The 18,343-nt window shown below is 73.8% G+C and carries 16 protein-coding genes and 1 riboswitch; of the genes, 8 read left to right on the top strand and 8 right to left on the bottom strand.

Going from position 1 to position 18,343, the window contains the following annotated elements; all coding sequences use genetic code 11:
* Window positions 1–11: 11 nt before the first annotated feature.
* The gene (gene otsB, locus CUT83_RS17145; protein WP_101256719.1) at window positions 12–875 is read left to right on the top strand and encodes a trehalose-phosphatase; all 864 of its coding nucleotides are present in this window, start codon (window positions 12–14) and stop codon (window positions 873–875) included.
* 247 nt (window positions 876–1,122) lie between these two features.
* Here the strand turns inward: otsB and CUT83_RS17150 are convergent, their stop codons facing one another.
* Both CUT83_RS17150 and CUT83_RS17155 read right to left on the bottom strand, forming a co-directional pair.
* Window positions 1,123–2,595 carry an alpha,alpha-trehalose-phosphate synthase (UDP-forming) gene (locus CUT83_RS17150; protein WP_101256720.1) on the bottom strand — a complete coding sequence of 491 codons (1,473 nt, stop codon included), beginning with the start codon at window positions 2,593–2,595 and terminating at the stop codon, window positions 1,123–1,125.
* A gap of 288 nt (window positions 2,596–2,883) precedes the next feature.
* Window positions 2,884–3,843: a glucosyl-3-phosphoglycerate synthase gene (locus CUT83_RS17155; RefSeq protein WP_101256758.1), complete on the bottom strand. Its 960-nt coding sequence runs from the start codon at window positions 3,841–3,843 to the stop codon at window positions 2,884–2,886.
* Window positions 3,844–4,300: 457 nt separating this feature from the next.
* A riboswitch (SAM riboswitch) is annotated at window positions 4,301–4,443 on the top strand.
* A gap of 18 nt (window positions 4,444–4,461) precedes the next feature.
* Between CUT83_RS17155 and thrC the strand changes: the two genes are divergently transcribed.
* The 5 genes from thrC (at window position 4,462) to CUT83_RS17180 (ending at window position 10,498) form a co-directional block, all read left to right on the top strand.
* Window positions 4,462–5,742 carry a threonine synthase gene (gene thrC / locus CUT83_RS17160; protein WP_101256721.1) on the top strand — a complete coding sequence of 427 codons (1,281 nt, stop codon included), beginning with the start codon at window positions 4,462–4,464 and terminating at the stop codon, window positions 5,740–5,742.
* Window positions 5,739–6,017, top strand: a complete 279-nt coding sequence (locus CUT83_RS17165) for a MoaD/ThiS family protein (protein ID WP_093658905.1) — start codon at window positions 5,739–5,741, stop codon at window positions 6,015–6,017. The genes thrC and CUT83_RS17165 overlap by 4 nt, the downstream gene beginning before the upstream one ends.
* Before the next feature lie 503 nt (window positions 6,018–6,520).
* A complete protein-coding gene (locus CUT83_RS17170; protein ID WP_004986573.1) occupies window positions 6,521–6,724 on the top strand; it encodes a cold-shock protein in 204 nt (67 codons plus the stop codon).
* Window positions 6,725–7,119: 395 nt separating this feature from the next.
* Window positions 7,120–8,751, top strand: a complete 1,632-nt coding sequence (groL, locus tag CUT83_RS17175; RefSeq protein ID WP_101256722.1) for a chaperonin GroEL — start codon at window positions 7,120–7,122, stop codon at window positions 8,749–8,751.
* 253 nt (window positions 8,752–9,004) lie between these two features.
* Window positions 9,005–10,498 carry an alanine/glycine:cation symporter family protein gene (locus CUT83_RS17180; RefSeq protein ID WP_101256723.1) on the top strand — a complete coding sequence of 498 codons (1,494 nt, stop codon included), beginning with the start codon at window positions 9,005–9,007 and terminating at the stop codon, window positions 10,496–10,498.
* A gap of 495 nt (window positions 10,499–10,993) precedes the next feature.
* Here the strand turns inward: CUT83_RS17180 and murQ are convergent, their stop codons facing one another.
* Both murQ and CUT83_RS17190 read right to left on the bottom strand, forming a co-directional pair.
* Window positions 10,994–12,010, bottom strand: coding sequence for an N-acetylmuramic acid 6-phosphate etherase (gene murQ / locus CUT83_RS17185; RefSeq protein ID WP_101256759.1), 1,017 nt, complete (start codon window positions 12,008–12,010; stop codon window positions 10,994–10,996).
* Window positions 12,011–12,163: 153 nt separating this feature from the next.
* Window positions 12,164–13,099: a MurR/RpiR family transcriptional regulator gene (locus CUT83_RS17190; protein WP_240957762.1), complete on the bottom strand. Its 936-nt coding sequence runs from the start codon at window positions 13,097–13,099 to the stop codon at window positions 12,164–12,166.
* Between the two features lie 91 nt (window positions 13,100–13,190).
* Between CUT83_RS17190 and CUT83_RS17195 the strand changes: the two genes are divergently transcribed.
* Both CUT83_RS17195 and CUT83_RS17200 read left to right on the top strand, forming a co-directional pair.
* Window positions 13,191–13,598 (top strand): DUF8819 family protein, encoded by a 408-nt coding sequence (locus CUT83_RS17195; protein ID WP_101256725.1) that lies wholly within the window; start codon window positions 13,191–13,193, stop codon window positions 13,596–13,598.
* Window positions 13,595–13,876 (top strand): DUF4031 domain-containing protein, encoded by a 282-nt coding sequence (locus tag CUT83_RS17200; protein ID WP_101256726.1) that lies wholly within the window; start codon window positions 13,595–13,597, stop codon window positions 13,874–13,876. Before CUT83_RS17195 ends, CUT83_RS17200 begins: the two co-directional genes overlap by 4 nt.
* Here the strand turns inward: CUT83_RS17200 and CUT83_RS17205 are convergent.
* The 4 genes from CUT83_RS17205 to CUT83_RS17220 form a co-directional block, all read right to left on the bottom strand.
* Window positions 13,863–15,206, bottom strand: coding sequence for a SpoIIE family protein phosphatase (locus CUT83_RS17205; RefSeq protein ID WP_101256727.1), 1,344 nt, complete (start codon window positions 15,204–15,206; stop codon window positions 13,863–13,865). The genes CUT83_RS17200 and CUT83_RS17205 overlap by 14 nt on opposite strands.
* Window positions 15,203–16,003, bottom strand: a complete 801-nt coding sequence (locus tag CUT83_RS17210; RefSeq protein WP_101256728.1) for an alpha/beta fold hydrolase — start codon at window positions 16,001–16,003, stop codon at window positions 15,203–15,205. The genes CUT83_RS17205 and CUT83_RS17210 overlap by 4 nt, the downstream gene beginning before the upstream one ends.
* Before the next feature lie 275 nt (window positions 16,004–16,278).
* Window positions 16,279–17,511 (bottom strand): Cmx/CmrA family chloramphenicol efflux MFS transporter, encoded by a 1,233-nt coding sequence (locus CUT83_RS17215; protein ID WP_101256729.1) that lies wholly within the window; start codon window positions 17,509–17,511, stop codon window positions 16,279–16,281.
* Between the two features lie 263 nt (window positions 17,512–17,774).
* Window positions 17,775–18,338 carry a TIGR03086 family metal-binding protein gene (locus CUT83_RS17220; RefSeq protein WP_101256730.1) on the bottom strand — a complete coding sequence of 188 codons (564 nt, stop codon included), beginning with the start codon at window positions 18,336–18,338 and terminating at the stop codon, window positions 17,775–17,777.
* Window positions 18,339–18,343: the final 5 nt, after the last annotated feature.

Below are 18,343 nucleotides of genomic sequence, written 5' to 3' on the forward strand. Positions count from 1 at the left end.
TGGTCCCTGGCATGGGCAGCCACTCCTCACACACCTTCCCGGAGCAACTCCCCGTACCGACCACCCCCGCCGGACGCGAAGGGCTGGCCGCACTGCTGGCCGACCCCGGGCGGGCCGTGGTCGCCCTCGACTTCGACGGGACGATCGCCCCGATCGTCCCCGACCCCGACAGCGCCCGCGCCCACCCGGAGGCGGTTCCCGTCCTGGCCCGGCTGGCGCCGCTGCTGCGGGCCGTCGTCATCGTCACCGGGCGCCCGGCCGCCACGGCCGCGCGCTACGGCGGCTTCGCCGGGGCGCCCGGCCTGGAGCACCTGGTGGTGCTCGGCGCGTACGGCGCGGAGCGCTGGGACGCGGCCACGGGCGAGACCCGTACCCCGCCGCCCCACCCGGGCGTGGAGGCCGTACGCGCCGAGCTGCCCGGTCTGCTGGAGAGGACCGGGGCGCCGCGGGGCGTCCGTACCGAGGACAAGGGCCGTGCGCTGGCCGTCCACACCCGCCGGACCGACGACCCGCAGGGCGCCTTCGAACTGCTGCGCGGTCCTCTGGACGAGCTGGCCGCCCGGCACGGGCTGGCCGTGGAGCCCGGCCGCCTGGTGCTGGAGCTGCGGCCCCCGGGCATGGACAAGGGCATGGCCCTGACGGAGTTCCTCCGTGAGACGGGTGCCGCCTCGGTCCTCTACGGCGGTGACGACCTGGGCGATCTGGCCGCCTACGACGCGGTGGACCGGCTGCGCGGCGAGGGTGTGCCCGGGGTGCTGCTGTGCAGCGGCAGCGACGAGGTCACCGCACTGGCCGAACGGGCGGATCTGGTCGTGGACGGCCCCGCCGGGGTGGTGGGGCTGCTGGGCGCGCTGGCGGACGCGCTGGGGGCCTGACGGCCCCCGGGCTCCCGAGCCCCCCCGGGCCCCCGCGGGGCGCCGCCCGTCGGCCTGTTCCCGCGAACCGGTGGCGTCCCTCCGGATGCCGTCGGCCCGGTCCGCCGACCCGCCGCCGGTGCCCGCGCGGGCACCGGCGGCGGGTCGGCGGCCCCTGATACCGGTCTCGGGGACCCCGCCGGGTCCGTCACGGCCCCTTCCGGGCGCGCCCATGGGCACACCCGGAGGACCGGACGCCGGTCGGTGGTCAGTCGCGCAGCGCGTTCAGCTGGTCCAGGAACCACTTCGTGGGTGGCAGGGCCGTGGCCGCCGCGGCCAGACGACTGGTGCGCTCGGCGCGCTCGTCCGGGTCCATCGTCAGTGCCTGGTGCAGGGCGTTCGCCGTGGCGCCGATGTCGTAGGGGTTGACGGTGATGGCGTCCTCGGCCAGTTCGGCGAAGGCGCCCGCCTCGCGGGAGAGGACCAGCGCGCAGCCGCCGTCGGAGAGCACCGGGATCTCCTTGGCCACCAGGTTCATGCCGTCCCGGATCGGGTTGATCAGGGCGACGTCGGCCAGCCGGTAGGCCGCCAGGGAGCGCGCGAAGTCGTCCTTGAGGTGCAGCTCGACCGGTGTCCAGTCCCCCTCGCCGAACTCCGCGTTGATCCCCTCGGCGACGCGGGCGACCTCGTCGGTGTAGTCGCGGTAGACCGCCAGGTCCTGCCGGGAGGGGTAGGCGAAGGCGACGTGCACGACCCGGCCGCGCCACTCGGGGCGGTCCGTCAGCAGCCGCCGGTAGGCGAGCAGGCCGCGGACGATGTTCTTGGACAGCTCGGTGCGGTCCACGCGCACGATCGCCCTGCGCGGCTCGCCGTCGGGCCCGCGGCCGATCTGCCCGCGCAGCAGCGCGATCCGGTCCTCCACGTCCGGGCGCCGGGAGCGCTCGCGCAGGAACTCGGCGTCGGCGCCCAGGCCGTGGACGCCTATGCGCGTCTCGCGGCCCTCGTGGGTGACGATCATCTCGTCGCCGCCGTCGGCCACGGAGACCTCCGCGCCCAGCAGCTTCACGCAGCAGTCGGCGAAGGCGCCCGCCCAGCGCCGGGTGAGGAAGGCGGCCCGGTCGGCACCCAGGATGCCGCGCAGCACCTCGGCGGCCACCCCGCCGTCCGGGTCGTCCGGCAGTATCCGGAAGTAGTCCGGCGGCGCCCAGGGGGTGTGCGAGAAGTGGCCGATGCGCAGGTCGGGCCGCCGCTCGCGCAGCATGGCCGGGACGAGGGTGAGGTGGTAGTCCTGCACGAGGACGGCCGCGCCCTCGGCGGCCTCCTGGGCCAGCGCGTCGGCGAACGCCGCGTTGTAGGCCTCGTAGGAGCGCCACTGCCGCTCGAAGTCCGCGTCGAATACGGGCTCCGTCGGGGTCTGGTAGAGCATGTGGTGGACGAACCACAGCACGGAGTTGGCGATGCCGTTGTAGGCGTCCGCGAAGACGTCGGGCGCGATGTCGAGCATCCGCACCTGCTGGCCGCCGGTGTCCGCCGGGTCCAGCTCGCCGCCCGTGCGCCGTACCGCCTCGCGGTCGCCCTCGCCCAGCGCCGCGCAGACCCACACCGCGTCACCCTTGACGGCCGACAGGCCGGAGACCAGCCCGCCGCCGCCGCGTTTGACGGTCAGTTCGCCCCCCTCGCCGAGCGTGTGGGAGACGGGGCCGCGGTTGGAGGCGACGAGTACCTGGTGCCGAGTGACCATGAGCGGAACCTAGCCGCTGTCCGTACCGCTCAAACGTACGGTTCTCGTCACACGGAACCCGGGGGGACCTGGGGGACCCGGGGGACCCGGAGAGGCCGACCGGGGCGCATGGACAGGGCGCACGGACAGGGCGCACAGGTGGCGCGTGCGGCGCGGGTACGGCGGCGCACGCGGGAGGGCTCCCGTACCGGGCGGGTACGGGAGCGGCTGGAACGGCGCGCGCCGGGCCGGGTGTGTGCTTCACCGGCGCGCGCCGGGCCGGGGTCCCCCCTCCGGGGCCCGCGGGCCTCAGGCCGCCGTGCGGCGGGCGGTGTACTCGGGGACGGTGCACATCGGCGGGCGCTCCTCGGTGTCCACCGGGTGGGTGTGCGGGACGAAGCCGCCCCCGGGGACCCGCTCGAACTGCGTGAGCACCGGGCGTATCAGCGGGCCGCGCGCCTGCCGTACGTGGGCGGTGCGGTGTATCGCCGCGGCCATCCGTCCCAGGGCCAGCCCGTCCTGGTTGCGGTGCCTGCGCACGCCCACGTCGACCTGCGCGAGCGCGTCGAGTCCGACGGTGTGCAGCGCGTCCACCAGCAGGCCCAGCTCGACGCCGTAGCCGACGGGGAAGCTGAGCCGCTCCAGCAGGGAGCGCCGTGCCGCGTACTCGCCGCCCAGCGGCTGGACGAAGCCCGCCAGCTGCGGCCAGTACAGGTTGAGCAGGGGGCGGGCGACCAGCTCGGTGACCCGGCCGCCGCCGGCCGGGCTGTCGCCGATGGCGCGGTCGTACATCGCCTTGACCATCGCCAGGCCCGGGTCGGTCAGCAGCGGCCCGACGATGCCCGACACGAACGTGGTGTCGAACTCCCGCAGGTCCGCGTCGACGAAGCAGACGATCTCGCCGCTGGTGGCCAGCAGCGACCGCCACAGCACCTCGCCCTTGCCCGGCACCGTGGGCAGCCGGGGCAGCACCTCGTCGCGGTGCACCACCTTCGCGCCCGCGGCGGCCGCCACCTCGGAGGTGCGGTCGGTGGAACCGGAGTCCACCACCACCAGTTCGTCGACCAGTGGCATGTCCTCGGTCATCAGTTCGCGGCGGATGGCGGCGACGATGTCGCCGACCGTCGCCTCCTCGTTCAGCGCCGGAAGCACCACGCTCACGCTGCCCGCCGGTCCGGCGGCCCGCTTGGCGGCCAGCAGCCGGTGCGGCGGGCGTTCGGCAGCGCTCCATGAGCGTCGTTCCAGCCAGTGGTCGACCTCATCCAGCACGTGTGCCTCCCTGTCCTTGACGGTCCTCACCGGTCCTCACCGGTCCCGGCATTCCCGGTCGCCCCGGTGTTCCCGGTGGCCCCCGCCGTCCCGGCGGTCCCAGGCATTCTGCGGGACCGGGGTCGCCCGGGTGGTCTCGGTGTGTCCGCTGCTGTGGGTCACGGTGCGGGCCGGGTGCGAGTCGGGTGCCGGCCGGGAGTGCCGGCCGTGGTCGGACCGTGGTTGCCCGCCACCGGCCGTCCATGCCCGGTCCCGGGCATGTTTCCGGGGCATTTACCGGGCCCGCGTTCCGGAGGACGCCCGCGCTGTCCCCGTGTGCCTCCCGTCTCGCGGTTCGGACGGCCGGCCTTGCGGCCGAGGGCTTCGGTTACAGTCTTGGACAACGCGCGGGAGTTCCGCATCTTGGGGATCCCGTCGTGCACAAACGCCCCGGTCAGGGTATTGGCCGGTGCCATAGAGCTCATCCAGAGGGGCAGAGGGAACGGCCCGTTGAAGCCCCGGCAACCCTCCCGCCGGCACTCGTCGACAACAGTCCGAGGCCACGGTGGGGAAGGTGCCAATTCCGTCCCGCGGCGAAAGCCGTCGCGGGGAAGATGAGGAGAAAGGGCCTCGCCGACCATGGCTGTGCAGACTGTTGCGACCGACACCGACCTTTCACTCGGCCCCGCCGCCGCGCTCTCCTGCCGCGAATGCGGTGAGCGTTTCCCGCTCGGGCCGGTCTTCGCCTGTGAGGCGTGTTTCGGCCCCCTGGAGATCGCGTACGACCTGCCCGGGGGCGACCCGGAGGAGCTGCGGAAGCGGATCGAGGCCGGCCCGGACAGCATCTGGCGCTACGCCTCGCTGCTGCCGGTCCCGGCCGACGTGGCGGACAAGCCGAATCTGAACCCGGGCTTCACCAGGCTGGTCAGGGCCGACAACCTCGCCCGCGAGCTGGGCGTCACCGGCGGTCTGTACGTCAAGGACGACTCCGGCAACCCCACGCACTCCTTCAAGGACCGGGTGGTGGCCATCGCCGTCGAGGCCGCCCGCGCCTTCGGCTTCACCACCCTGTCGTGCTCCTCCACCGGCAACCTCGCCGGCGCGGTCGGCGCCGCGGCGGCCCGCGCGGGCCTGCGCTCGTGCGTGTTCATCCCGCACGACCTGGAGCAGGGCAAGGTCGTCATGGCCGCGGTGTACGGCGGCGACCTGGTGGGCATCGAGGGCACCTACGACGATGTGAACCGCTTCTGCTCGGAGCTGATCGGAGACCCGATCGGCGAGGGCTGGGGCTTCGTCAACGTCAACCTCCGCCCCTACTACGCGGAGGGCTCCAAGACCCTGGCGTACGAGATCTGCGAGCAGCTCGGCTGGCGTCTGCCGGACCAGCTCGTCGTCCCGATCGCCTCCGGCTCCCAGCTCACCAAGATCGACAAGGGGCTGCGGGAGCTGATCGCCCTGGGGCTGGTCGAGGACCGTCCCTACAAGATCTTCGGCGCCCAGGCCGAGGGCTGCTCGCCGGTGGCGCGGGCCTTCAAGGACGGCCACGACGTGGTGCGGCCGGTGAAGCCGGACACCATCGCCAAGTCGCTGGCCATCGGCAACCCGGCCGACGGCCCGTACGTGCTGGACATCGCCCGCCGCAGCGGCGGCGCGGTGGAGGACGTGAACGACGGGGAGATCGTCGACGCGATCAAGCTGCTGGCCCGGACCGAGGGCGTCTTCGCCGAGACCGCGGGCGGCGTGACCGTCGGCGTGACGAGGAAGCTGATCGAGGCCGGTGTGCTCGACCCGACCCTGACCACCGTCGTCCTCAACACCGGCGACGGCCTCAAGACCCTGGACGCGGTGGCGCCGACCACCGGACCGTCCGCGATCATCCGTCCCAACCTGGACTCCTTCCGAGAGGCTGGCCTGGCATGAGCGTCACCGTCCGAATCCCGACCATCCTGCGCACCTACACCGGCGGCCGGGCCGAGGTGCCCGCCGAGGGGGCCACGCTCGCCGAGGTCATCGCGGACCTGGAGAAGAACCACCAGGGCATCTCCGCCCGGGTGCTGGACGACTCCGGCAAGCTGCGCCGCTTCGTGAACGTCTACGTCGACGACGACGACGTCCGCTTCGCCGACGGCCTGCAGACGCCGACGCCGGACGGCTCGGGCGTCTCCATCATCCCGGCCGTCGCGGGCGGCTGCTGACCGGGCGGCCACCGGCCGGACGGGCTTCGGCGCCGTACGCGCCACCGCAGGCGGGCGGCCCCGCGTCCCCTCCCGCACGGAGGGGGCGCGGGGCCGCCCGCGTATGCGCTCCCGGGAGGGGGCGCGTAACCGCGCACGGTAAACGGAAGTGGTAATTCCGACCCTCGGGGAGCGGTAGAGTGAGCATGCCTCCCCCCAAGTGCGCGCTCAGCGCCCATGAGAACGCGACAACTTGCGCTCGAATTTATTGCGTGAATTGTCGTGTCGGTCCGTTATGCCCGGCCCGAGTTGCCCTGCTTTCCCGCCGTTCATGTGCTTATCGGCAATCCGGTGTGACCGGAATTCTCGTCCGACAGACCTGTTGCGGAGGGCGTCCGCCCAGATACATTCAGCCGCGGTCGACGCGTTCCGGCGCACGCCGCCCCCTCTCGCCGGGGGGTGGTGACTGACCCGGGTCCGCGGAGCGCGGGCCCGCGCAAGGGCCGGCAATAGGGGAGTTAGGAATGGCTCAAGGCACCGTCAAGTGGTTCAACGCGGAGAAGGGGTACGGCTTCATCGCGGTCGACGGTGGGGCGGACGTGTTCGTCCACTACAGCGCGATCCAGATGGACGGATACCGCACCCTTGAGGAAGGGCAGCGGGTCGAGTTCGAGATCTCGCAGGGCCAGAAGGGCCCGCAGGCGGACATGGTCCGCGTGACGGCCTGAAGCGCCGGACACACGCACCACGACGCACACCAGCAGTAGACGGCACAGGAGGGCCCGCGTCCCCGTAGGGGCGCGGGCCCTCCTGTTTCTGCGCCCGCGCACCGGCGTGTGCCCGCGGCCCCGTCCGCGCCCGCCTCTGTGCCCGTACCCGGCGGTACGGGCACGCGGAACACCTGCGCGCTTGCACTCGGAGGGGTCGAGTGCTAATCATTGGCGTTAGCACTCTGAAGGTGAGAGTGACAAAGCAAGGACCGGTTCGGTGAGGTCCGCAAGCCCGGTGGAGCAAGGAACCGCCGGGCCGGTGGGCCGTCCGTCGCGGGCGCCAGAGCGGTCCGGAGACATCCCAACCCGCCCCTGGCCTTCGGCATGGGGAACCCCAGGGAGGACCACTTCACATGGCCAAGACCATCGCGTTCGACGAGGAGGCGCGGCGCGGCCTCGAGCGCGGGATGAACCAGCTCGCCGACGCCGTCAAGGTCACGCTCGGCCCCAAGGGCCGCAACGTCGTCCTTGAGAAGAAGTGGGGCGCCCCCACGATCACCAACGATGGTGTCTCCATCGCCAAGGAGATCGAGCTCGAGGACCCGTACGAGAAGATCGGCGCCGAGCTGGTCAAGGAGGTCGCGAAGAAGACCGACGACGTCGCCGGTGACGGTACGACCACCGCGACCGTCCTGGCCCAGGCGCTGGTCCGCGAGGGTCTGCGCAACGTCGCCGCCGGCGCCAACCCGATGGCCCTCAAGCGCGGTATCGAGAAGGCCACCGAGGCCGTCTCCGCCGCCCTGCTGGAGCAGGCCAAGGAGGTGGAGACCAAGGAGCAGATCGCCTCGACCGCCTCCATCTCCGCCGCCGACACCCAGATCGGCGAGCTGATCGCCGAGGCCATGGACAAGGTCGGCAAGGAAGGCGTCATCACCGTCGAGGAGTCGCAGACCTTCGGTCTGGAGCTCGAGCTCACCGAGGGCATGCGCTTCGACAAGGGCTACATCTCCGCCTACTTCGCCACCGACATGGAGCGGATGGAGGCGGTCCTGGAGGACCCCTACATCCTGATCGCCAACTCCAAGATCAGTGCCGTCAAGGACCTGCTCCCGCTGCTGGAGAAGGTCATGCAGGCCGGCAAGCCGCTGCTGATCATCGCCGAGGACGTCGAGGGCGAGGCCCTGTCCACCCTGGTGGTCAACAAGATCCGCGGCACCTTCAAGTCCGTCGCCGTCAAGGCCCCGGGCTTCGGCGACCGCCGCAAGGCCATGCTCGGCGACATCGCCATCCTCACCGGCGGCCAGGTCATCTCCGAGGAGGTCGGCCTCAAGCTGGAGAACGCCGGTCTGGAGCTGCTGGGCCGCGCCCGCAAGGTCGTCATCACCAAGGACGAGACCACCATCGTCGACGGTGCCGGTGACAGCGAGCAGGTCAACGGCCGCGTGAGCCAGATCCGCGCCGAGATCGAGAACTCCGACTCCGACTACGACCGCGAGAAGCTCCAGGAGCGTCTGGCGAAGCTGGCCGGCGGCGTGGCCGTCATCAAGGCCGGCGCCGCCACCGAGGTGGAGCTCAAGGAGCGCAAGCACCGCATCGAGGACGCGGTGCGCAACGCCAAGGCGGCCGTCGAGGAGGGCATCGTCGCCGGCGGTGGCGTGGCCCTGCTGCAGGCCTCCGCGGTCTTCGAGAAGCTGGAGCTCGACGGCGACGAGGCCACCGGCGCCGCCGCGGTCAAGGCCGCGCTGGAGGCCCCGCTGAAGCAGATCGCGGTCAACGCCGGCCTCGAGGGCGGCGTCATCGTGGAGAAGGTGCGCAACCTGACCCCGGGCCACGGTCTGAACGCCGCCTCCGGTGAGTACGTGGACATGATCGCCGAGGGCATCATCGACCCGGCCAAGGTCACCCGCTCCGCGCTGCAGAACGCCGCCTCCATCGCGGCGCTCTTCCTCACCACCGAGGCCGTCATCGCCGACAAGCCGGAGAAGGCCGCGGCCGGCGCCGACGCCGCCGCCGCTGCCGGCATGGGCGGTGGCATGGACTTCTGATCCGCCCCGCGGATCGGTGGTTCCCACCGGGCGCGTACCGCGCGCACGGTGACGAGGGCGGCACCCCGCAAGGGGTGCCGCCCTCCCGCTATGTCCAGGATGTGAGATTTGGCACCGCGTCGCGGCCTGACCCCGGGGCAGCGCACCGGATAGCCTCCCGGGGGCCGCGTACGGGCGATCCCCTCCCGCGGCGCCTCCACTCTGTTTCCAGAGCCGAACCCACCCCACACGACTCCTGGACGGCACCTACGCGATGAGCACGCTCGAAACAGTGATCGTCGAGATCAACGACCACTTCTGGACCTATCTGCTGATCCCCCTGGTGGCCGTGGCGGGCCTGTACTTCACCGTCCGCTCCCGGGCCATGCAGATCCGGCTCCTGCCGGAGATCGTCAGGACGGTCAGGGAACGGCCCCGCGCCGGGGCCGGCGGAAAGAAGCCGGTCTCCCCGTTCGGCGCCTTCACCATCTCCGCCGCGGCCCGGATCGGCACCGGCAACATCGCCGGCGTCGCGGCGGCCATCACCGTCGGAGGGCCGGGCGCGGTCTTCTGGATGTGGGTGATGGCCCTGGTCGGCGGCGCCTCCGCCTTCGTGGAGTCCACCCTCGCCCAGCTCTACAAGGTGCGCGACCGTGGCAGGGGAGGCGAAGGCGCCTACCGCGGCGGCCCCGCCTACTACATGCAGCGCGGCCTGGGCCGACGCTGGGTCGGTGTGCTCTTCGCGGTGATCATCACCCTGACCTTCGGCCTGGTGTTCACGGCCGTGCAGTCCAACACGATCGCCTCGGTCACCGCCGGATCGCTGGGCACGGACGGTGACGGCGGCTCCGGCTGGGTCGCCCCGGTCGTCGGCGCCGCGCTCGCCGTGCTGCTCGGACTGGCCGTCTTCGGCGGGGTGCGCAGGATCGCCTCGGTCACCAAGGTGCTCGTCCCCGTGATGGCGGTGATCTACCTGCTGGTGGGCCTGGCCGTCGTGGTGCTCAACGTCTCCGAGGTGCCGCGCGTCCTCGCCGACATCGTCGGCGGCGCCTTCGGCCTGCGCGAGGTCGCCGGAGGCGGCATCGGCGCGGCGATCCAGCAGGGTGTGCGCCGCGGCATGTTCTCCAACGAGGCCGGTCTGGGATCCGCCCCGAACGCCGCCGCCGCGGCCGAGACCTCCCACCCGGTCAAGCAGGGCCTGGTGCAGACCCTGGGCGTCTTCTTCGACACCCTGGTGGTCTGCACGATGACCGCCTTCGTCATCCTCTCCGTCAACCCGGAGCTCTCCGGGCGCCAGGGCGCCGACCTCACGCAGTCCGCACTGCAGGAGACCCTGGGCGGCTGGGCCGGCCACCTGCTGACGCTGGTGGTCTTCCTGCTCGCCTTCAGCTCGATGATCGGCAACTACTACTACGGCGAGTCCAACATCGAGTTCATCACCCGCAGCCGCTCGGTCATGCTCGGCTACCGGGGGCTCGTCCTGGCCGCCGCCTTCCTGGGCGCGCTGGGCTCGCTGAGCGTGGTGTGGAGCCTCGCCGACGTCACCATGGGCGCCATGGCCCTGGTCAACCTGCTGGCGATCCTGCCGCTGTCGGTGATCGCCTTCCGGCTGATGGAGGACTACCTCGCCCAGCGCCGCGCGGGTCTGGACCCCGTCTTCACCCGCGACCGCCTGCCGGACCTGACCGGGGTGGAGTGCTGGGAGGCGGTGCCCGCCGCGCGCGGTGCGCGGGACGAGCCCGCACGGGCGGAGGTACGGAACGGCTGAACCGGCCGCCCGGTCCGGGCGCGGACACCGTCCGCGCCGGCGGCCCCCGGCGCGCACCATCCCCTTCCGGTGCGCGCCGGGGGCTTTTCGCGTGCGCGTGCCCGCCGCGCGGGCGGTACGGAGGTACGGGGCGGTGCGGCACCGCGCGTACGGGGGGCGCCGGACGACCGGGAGCCGCGCGCCGCCGGGCCCGTACCGGTCCCCGGTCCTCCGGCCCGCGGTCCTTCCGGTTCCGTGCACGGACGTGCCGCCGGGGTCTGTACGGGCGCGAGTGCCGCGCCGGGCCCGGGGCGGGGGCCCGGGAGGCGGGAACGGGCCCGGCGGTTCCGGACGGCCGTGGCGGTGCGCGCCGCGGGTCTCTCCGGCCGGGGGCCGGGAGCCTCCCGCGCACGGACGCGCCGTGCCTCGGGCCGCCCGTGCGGGGGCCGGTGCGGGCGGGGGCCGGTGCGGGCGTACCCCGCCGCGTCCCGCCGGTCGGGTGCGCGGCGCGGGCCGTCAGCCGCGTGCCGCCTCCAGGGCCGCGCGCAGCCGGCCGCCCGACTCCCTCAGCAGCCGCTCGGCCGTGGGGCCGTCCACCTCGCCCAGGATGGTGAGGATGGCCTTCTTCACCTCGCCGCCGGTGGCCGCGAGCGCGGACTCGATCCGCTCCTCGCCCGCCCCCGTGGCCAGCGAGACGATACGGCGCGAGCGGGCACGCAGCTTCTCGTTCGAGGCGCGCACGTCGACCATCAGGTTCCCGTACGTCTTGCCCAGCCGGATCATGGTGATGGTCGAGATCATGTTGAGGACCAGCTTCTGGGCCGTGCCCGCCTTGAGCCGGGAGGAGCCGGTGATCAGCTCCGGGCCCACCACGATCTCGATGCCGTGGTCGGCCGCCGCCGCCAGCGGCGAGCCGGAGTTGCAGGACAGCCCGACCGTCAGCGCTCCCAGCCGCCGCGCGTGCTCGACCGCGCCGACGGTGTACGGGGTGCGCCCGGAGGCGGAGACGCCGACCACCACGTCGTCGGGGCCCAGCCCCAGCCCGTCGAGGTCGGCCGCGGCGAGGTCGGGGCGGTCCTCGGCGCCCTCGGCCGCGCTGACCAGCGCGGCCGGGCCGCCCGCGATCACCCCGACGACCTGGGAGGGGTCGGTGTCGAAGGTGGGCGGGCACTCGCTGGCGTCCAGCACGCCCAGCCGCCCGGCCGTCCCCGCCCCCGTGTAGACCAGCCGCCCGCCGCGCGCCATCCGCTCGGCGGTGGCGTCGATGGCGGCGGCGATGCGCGGGAGCTGGGCGGCGACGGCGGTGGGGACGGTGGCGTCCTCCCCGTTCATGACCCTGGCGATCTCCAGGGTGGGGAGCCGGTCGATCTCGGACAGGTCGCTGCGGAACGCCTCGGTGGTGAGCGTGTCCAGTTCGGCGCGCAGCCGGTCGTACGCGCCGTCCGGACCGCGGGAATCGCGGGAGTCACGGGAGTCACGCGAGTCACGGGGATCGCCGGATCCGTGGCCGGCGGCGGTCGGGGAGGAGGTCATGAGGGTGCGGCTCTTTCCGTTCTTCCGGATGCCGGGGCCGGCCACCGGTGCCGGCGCCCGGGCGGGGGTGTGGGGGGTTGGGCGGTACTACTCGGGTGCTGCTCGGGTGCTGCTCGGACGGTCGAGGGGGCGGGTGCGGTCGCGGGTGCGGGGTCAGCGCTGCCGGGGGGAGTGGCGGTGGGCCAGCGCCTCGTAGGAGGCCGCCAGGGCGGGGGCGGCGGTCTCGTAGGTGCGCTGTGCCACGCCTATGAACAGGCAGTCCACGACCAGCAGCTGGCTGGTCCGGCTGGACATGGCCGCCGGGCGCAGTTCGCTCTCGCGCGCCGTGGAGGTGGTCAGCAGGTGGTCGGCGTACTGCGCGATCTCCCCGTCCGGGCGACCGGTGACGGCCACGGTGGTGGCGCCGTGGTCGAAGGCGACGCGCAGCGGTTCGATCACGTCCACCGTGCGGCCGGAGTGGGTCACCGCCAGGGCGACGTCCCCGGCGCGCAGCTGCACGGCACCGGTGACGGCCAGATGTGGATCGGCGTGGGCGTGGGCGACCAGGCCGATCCGCAGCAGTTTCTGCGCCAGGTCCTGGGCGACCAGGGCGGAGGCGCCGGCGCCGTAGAGGTCTATCCGGCGGGCGGAGGCCATGGCGTGCACGGCCGCCTCGACCTGGCCGGGATCCAGTCCGGCGGCGGTGTCGGCGAGGGTCTGCCGCTCGTCGTGGGCGAGCTTGGCTATGACGTCCTCGATGGGGTCGTCCACGGCGATGTCGGCGGTCACCGACGGGGAGGCGCCGGAGGCCTGCTGCGCGGCGAGCCCGGCCAGCGCCAGGCGCAGATCGCGGTAGCCGGGGTAGCCCAGCAGGCGCGAGGTCCGTACGACGGTGGCCTCGCTGGTGCCGGTGCGCTCGGCGAGGCCGGTGACGGTGAGCTGCGCGCATCCGGCGGGGTCGCCGGCGACGGCCTCGGCGACACGTTGCATGGAGCGGGTCATCGAGGGAGCCATGGTGCGCACCTTGGCCGCGAGGGCGGCGGGTTCCGGGGGACCTGGGCGACGGCCCGGCGCGGTGTCGCGGACCGCACCGGCGAAACTTTCCTTCACAGTGTTGTTCACACGGTGGAAGGTATTTTCGCCGTGCGGGGCCGTCAAGACGTCCGCCGCCCTTGCGGCCGTCTGCTCCAATGGAGGGGCTATGACAGAGCAGCAGCCCCCTTCCCCCGGTCCCGATCCCCGCGAATCCGGCTCCGGCGGCCTCGAACGCGCCCTCCACGCCGGCCGGGCGCTCGTCCTCGCCGACCTCACCGCCTGCGGCATCGCCGAGGCCGAGGTCGTCTCGCTGGTCGAGGACGCGGTCTCCCACCGCCGCTGGTGGGTCGAGCAGTGGCCCGAGGGCGTCTCGTTCGTCGCGGGCCTGATCGCCCAGGACGTCCAGGACGCCCTGCTGGACCGGCGGGGCCGCTGGCCGGGCTGCCCGCTGTGCGGCGGCGAGGAGGAGCACGTGCTCGACGTCGAGCCCGAACTGGGCCCGGACCCGCACTGGGTGTGCGGCCGGACGGCGACGGCGGTGGCGCCCGTCGGGGGGCTGGGAGGCGCCCGGTGACCGTCTACATCGACCCGCCCGAGTGGCCGGGCCACGGAATGCTGTGGTCGCACCTGGTCAGCGACGCCTCCTACGAGGAGCTGCACGCGTTCGCCGCCGCCCTCGGCTGCCCGCGCCGCGCCTTCGACCGCGACCACTACGACGTACCCGCCCACCGGTACGGGCGGGCGGTGCGGCTGGGCGCGGTCGAGGTGGGCAGCAAGGAGCTGCTGCGGCGGCTGACGGAGGCGGGCCTGCGCCGGCGCCGTCCCCCGCGCCGGGTGGTCACGGCGACCTGAACGGCTCCGGCCCGTCAGGGGTGCCCGGCCCGTCAGGGGTGCCCGGGCCGCCCCGGGAGGCGGGGACGCCGAGGGCCAGTACGGCGGTGTCGTCGTCCACCCCCTCGCCCAGCCCCTCCAGCAGGGCGCCGATGGCGGCGACGGCGTCCGCGGCGCTCGTCGGGGCCAGCCCGGCCGCGAAGTCGAGCAGGGCCTCCTCGCCGTAGCGCCCTCCGTCCAGCTGCCCGTGGCGGCCGTCGGCGTGGGCGGTGCGGGCCTCGGTCAGTCCGTCGGTGTACAGCAGCAGGGTGTCGCCGGGGGCCAGGCGCACGGTGGTGGCGGCGAAGTGGGCGTTCGGCAGCACCCCGACCAGCTGGCCTCCGGGGGTGTGCAGGTATCCGGCGGTGCCGTCGGCGCGCATCAGCAGGGCCGGGGGGTGGCCGCCGCCGGCGAGGGTGATCTCGCAGCCGTGCTCGCCCGGGGTGAGCAGACCGTGGATGACGGTGCAGAAGCGCGGGTCCTCGCCGTGGTTCTCGTGCTCCAGGACGGTGTTGAGATTGGCCAGCGCCCTGACCGGGTCGGGGTCGGAGGCGCTCGCGGCGCGCAGGGAGTAGCGGGCGAGGGAGGTGACGGACGCCGCCGCGGCGCCCTTGCCGGACACATCGCCGAGGAAGAAACCCCAGCACCCCCCGGAGACGGGGAACAGGTCGTAGAAGTCGCCGCCGACCTCGTCGATCGAGGCGGTGTGGTAGTGCGCGGCCAGCTCTGTGCCGGGGATGTCCGGCAGGGCGGGGGGCAGCAGGCTGCGCTGGAGGGTGGTGGCGAGCTGCTGGACGCGCTCGCGCTCGCGGTCGGCCTCCTGCCGGGCGCGCAGCAGCTCGGTCTCGTACGCGCGGCGGTCGCGGGCCTCGAAGACGGAGGTGCGCACCAGTGCCGGCCGCCCCCGAGTGCCCTCCCGCACCGAGGCGGCGACCAGCACCGGCAGCCGGCTGCCGTCGGCGGCCTTCATCTCCAGCGCGATCCCGCCGATGCGGCCCTGCATCCGCAGCAGCGGGGCGAGGTGGGTCTCGTAGTAGATCCTGCCGCCGACGCCGAGCAGCTCGGAGAAGGTCCGGCGGCCGACCAGTTCCTCGCGGCGGTAGCCGAGCCAGTCCAGCAGGGTGGCGTTGACCTTGACGATTCTGCCGCCGGGGAAGCTGGAGAGCTGGCCGCACGGGATGTTCTCGTACAGCTCCTCCAGGTCGTCCTCCGGGTTCCCGCCGTCCTCCGGTTCCGGCCCGTCCTCCGGTTCCGGCCCGTCCGGTTCCCGTTCCGGCTCCGGGGCCGGGGCCGGGCTCGCGCGGGAGGTCACCGCGCCCTCGCGAAGGAGGCGATGGCCTCGGCCGTCGGGCCGGGGCTGCTCAGCTGCGGGCAGTGCCCGTGGGCGTCCAGGGTGACCAGGGTGCTTCCGGCGATCTCGTCCCGGACGAACGCGCCCACCTCGCGTGGGGCCAGGGTGTCGTGCGCGCACTCGACCACCAGCGTCGGCACGGTCACCCCGGCCAGGTCCTCGCGGTTGTCGGACAGGAAGGTGGTGCGGGCGAAGACACGGGCCATGCGCGGGTCGGTGCGGCAGAAGCTGTTGGTCAGCTCCTCGCCCAGCTCGGGCCGGTCCGGATTACCCATGATCACCGGTGCCATCACCGCGGACCAGCCCAGGTAGTTGCTCTCCAGCGACTCCAGCAGCTCCTCGATGTCGGCCCGGCTGAACCCGCCCCGGTAGTCGCCCTCGTCGATGTAGGAGGGGGAGGGGGTGAGCAGGACCAGTTTGGCGAAGCGCTCCGGCTCGCGCAGCACCGCCAGCACCCCGATCATGGCGCTGACCGAGTGCCCCACGAACGTCACGTCCCGCAGCCCCAACTCGCGGCAGATGTCCAGCACGTCCTGCGCGTACCCCTCCAGCGAGGAGTAGCGCTCCTCGTTCCAGGCGGAGGGGTCCGAGCGGCCGGAGCCCACGTGGTCGAAGAGCACCACCCGGAACTCCTCGGCCAGCGCGGGCGCCACCAGGCGCCACAGGTTCTGGTCGCAGCCGAATCCATGCGCCAGCATCACCACCGGCCCGTCCTCCCGGCCGGTGACGGTGACGTTGTTCCTCCTGCGCACGTCCATCTCGCACGTCCTTTCACCCGTGTCCGCGGCCCTGGCCGCCGGAGGGCCGGCGGGCGGCGGCCGGAAACCCTGTCGCAGGTGGCCTGCGGGTGCACCGGCCACCGAGGGTAATCCGGTACCCCGGACAGGGCGCGTCGGAACGGTCCGGAACGGGAGGGCGGCCGCGGCGGCAGGCCCGGCCGGGCCGCCGCGGCCCGGCCGACGCCCGGACGGATCAGCCCGCGGCCTTGGTGACCGGTGCCGGGCCGCCGCGGCCCGGCCGACGCCCGGACGGATCAGCCCGCGGCCTTGGTGACCGGTGCCGGGCCGCCGACGGCCGTGTCCGCGGGCGAGCCGGCCACCACCCGGGAGGCGGCGGTGCGCCGGTGCCACCGGGAGGCCGCCACCGTCGCGCCGACGGCCGCGGCGGCCAGCAGCGCGCTGACCCAGGAGACGCCGGTGTAGCCCCAGCCGGCGGTGATCACCAGTCCGCCGATCCAGGGGCCGAGGGTGTTGCCGATGTTGAACGCCGAGGTGGTCGTCGCGCCCGCCAGGGTGGGGGCGGCGCCCGCCACCTCGAACATCCGGGCGTTGATGGCGGGGGCGGTGAAGAACGAGGTCACCCCCAGTCCCAGCGCCAGCCCGACGGCCGCCACGGGCAGGTGCGCGGTGAGCGCCAGCAGCGCCAGTACGGCGGTGGTGGCGGCCAGGCCGGCGTACATGGCGCCGAACAGGTGCGCGTCGCCGACCCGGCCGCCGAGCGCGGCGCCGATCAGCGCGCCGACCCCGTACAGCGCCAGCACGGTTGGCACCCAGCCCTCGCCCAGGCCGGCGGTGTCGGTGAGCAGCGGGGAGAGGTAGGAGAAGAGGCAGAAGGTGGCCGCGGCGTTGAGCGCGGTGATCACCAGCGCCAGCCACACCTGGCCGTCGCGGTAGATCCGCAGTTCGCGACGGAGGACGGGCCGGTCCGCGCCGGTGGCCGGCCGGGTGGACGGCACCAGCGCCAGCACCCCGGCCACCGCGACCGCCGCCAGCAGGGCCACGGCCCAGAACGCGGCCCGCCATCCGGCGTGCTGCCCCAGGAGCGCACCGGCCGGCACGCCCAGGACGTTGGCGACGCTCAGCCCGCCGATCATCACGGCCATCGCCTTGGCCTTCGCGCCCGCCGGGGCCAGCGACACGGCCACGGCGGCGCCCACCGCCCAGAACCCGGCGCACGCCAGCGCGCTCACCACCCGCGAGGCGAACAGCACCTCGTACGTCGGCGCGAGGGCGCCGGCCACCTGCCCGGCCCCGAAGACGGCCAGCAGCGACACCAGCGTGGTGCGGCGGGGCAGCCGCAGCGTCGCGCCGGCCAGCACCGGGGCGCCGACCACCATGCCGATGGCGAAGGCGGACACCAGCAGCCCGGCCTGCGGAATGGTCACCGACATGTCGCGGGCGATCGGCTGGAGCAGCCCGGCGATCATGAACTCCGAGGTGCCGAGCGCGAACACGGACAGCCCCAGGACGTAGACGGCCAGGGGCATGCGGGGGCGCTCCGCGCGGGGCGGGACGCCTCCGGACGGTGATATGTCGAGTGGCGGCATGTCCGGGCCCAACACCATCGCAGGGAAGAACATTCCTGGTCGGAGGCCTTGTTACCGTCCTTTCACCGGACGGCCGGCACCACCGTTCGGCCCGGTTTCGAATGCTTCCGCCCGGTATGGCCTGATGTCGCTGCCGCTGCCGCTGCCGCTGCCGCTGCCGCTGCCGCTGCCGCCCGCACCGCCGCCGACGCCGCCCGGGCGGATCAGGGGCGGCGGCCGAGCAGGGCCACCAGCCTGTCCTGGACTCCCGCGCCCTCGCCCGCCTCGACCGGTTCGCCGAACAGTCCGGCGCTGCGCAGGGAGTCCGCCACGGGGCGCACCGCCTCGTAGACGTACCGGGCCAGCCCCTCGTCCAGCCGGTCGTCGGCGCCGATGCCGCGCGCCAGGTCCCACGCGTGCACGGTGAGGTCGGTCGTCATCTCGCGGGCGTAGTCGGCGGCCGGGCGCGGACCGCCGCCGGTGTGCACGTCGCCGTCCAGGGCGCCGGGGCGGTGGAAGGCGGCCCGCGACTCCTCGGCGGCGCGCCGCCACGCGCCCCGCGGGTCGTCGCCGAGGACGTCGCCGTCGAACCGGTCGCCGACCTCCTCCAGCGTCGCGCCCCGCAGCAGCCAGGGCGCCCACAGATGCTCGGCGACCAGATGGCCGACCAGGTCGCGCACGGTCCACTCGGTGCACGGGGTGGGGTCGCCCCACTGGTCGTCGCGCACCGCGCGGACGCGCCGGCCGAACTCCGCGTATCCCCGGTCCAGGGCTTCGAGTCGTTCCATCGTCC

It is taken from the genome of Streptomyces barkulensis, assembly GCF_002843305.1.
Taxonomy (GTDB): Bacteria; Actinomycetota; Actinomycetes; order Streptomycetales; family Streptomycetaceae; genus Streptomyces; species Streptomyces barkulensis.

Coding starts and splice junctions, on each gene's coding strand:
- CUT83_RS17165 (WP_093658905.1), top strand. CDS start 5,739: ATGAGCGTCACCGTCCGAATCCCGACCATCCTGCGCACCTACACCGGC.
- CUT83_RS17195 (WP_101256725.1), top strand. CDS start 13,191: ATGACAGAGCAGCAGCCCCCTTCCCCCGGTCCCGATCCCCGCGAATCC.
- CUT83_RS17220 (WP_101256730.1), bottom strand. CDS start 18,338: ATGGAACGACTCGAAGCCCTGGACCGGGGATACGCGGAGTTCGGCCGG.
- CUT83_RS17215 (WP_101256729.1), bottom strand. CDS start 17,511: ATGCCCCTGGCCGTCTACGTCCTGGGGCTGTCCGTGTTCGCGCTCGGC.
- otsB (WP_101256719.1), top strand. CDS start 12: ATGGGCAGCCACTCCTCACACACCTTCCCGGAGCAACTCCCCGTACCG.
- groL (WP_101256722.1), top strand. CDS start 7,120: ATGGCCAAGACCATCGCGTTCGACGAGGAGGCGCGGCGCGGCCTCGAG.
- CUT83_RS17170 (WP_004986573.1), top strand. CDS start 6,521: ATGGCTCAAGGCACCGTCAAGTGGTTCAACGCGGAGAAGGGGTACGGC.
- CUT83_RS17180 (WP_101256723.1), top strand. CDS start 9,005: ATGAGCACGCTCGAAACAGTGATCGTCGAGATCAACGACCACTTCTGG.
- thrC (WP_101256721.1), top strand. CDS start 4,462: ATGGCTGTGCAGACTGTTGCGACCGACACCGACCTTTCACTCGGCCCC.
- CUT83_RS17210 (WP_101256728.1), bottom strand. CDS start 16,003: ATGGACGTGCGCAGGAGGAACAACGTCACCGTCACCGGCCGGGAGGAC.
- CUT83_RS17150 (WP_101256720.1), bottom strand. CDS start 2,595: ATGGTCACTCGGCACCAGGTACTCGTCGCCTCCAACCGCGGCCCCGTC.
- murQ (WP_101256759.1), bottom strand. CDS start 12,010: ATGACCTCCTCCCCGACCGCCGCCGGCCACGGATCCGGCGATCCCCGT.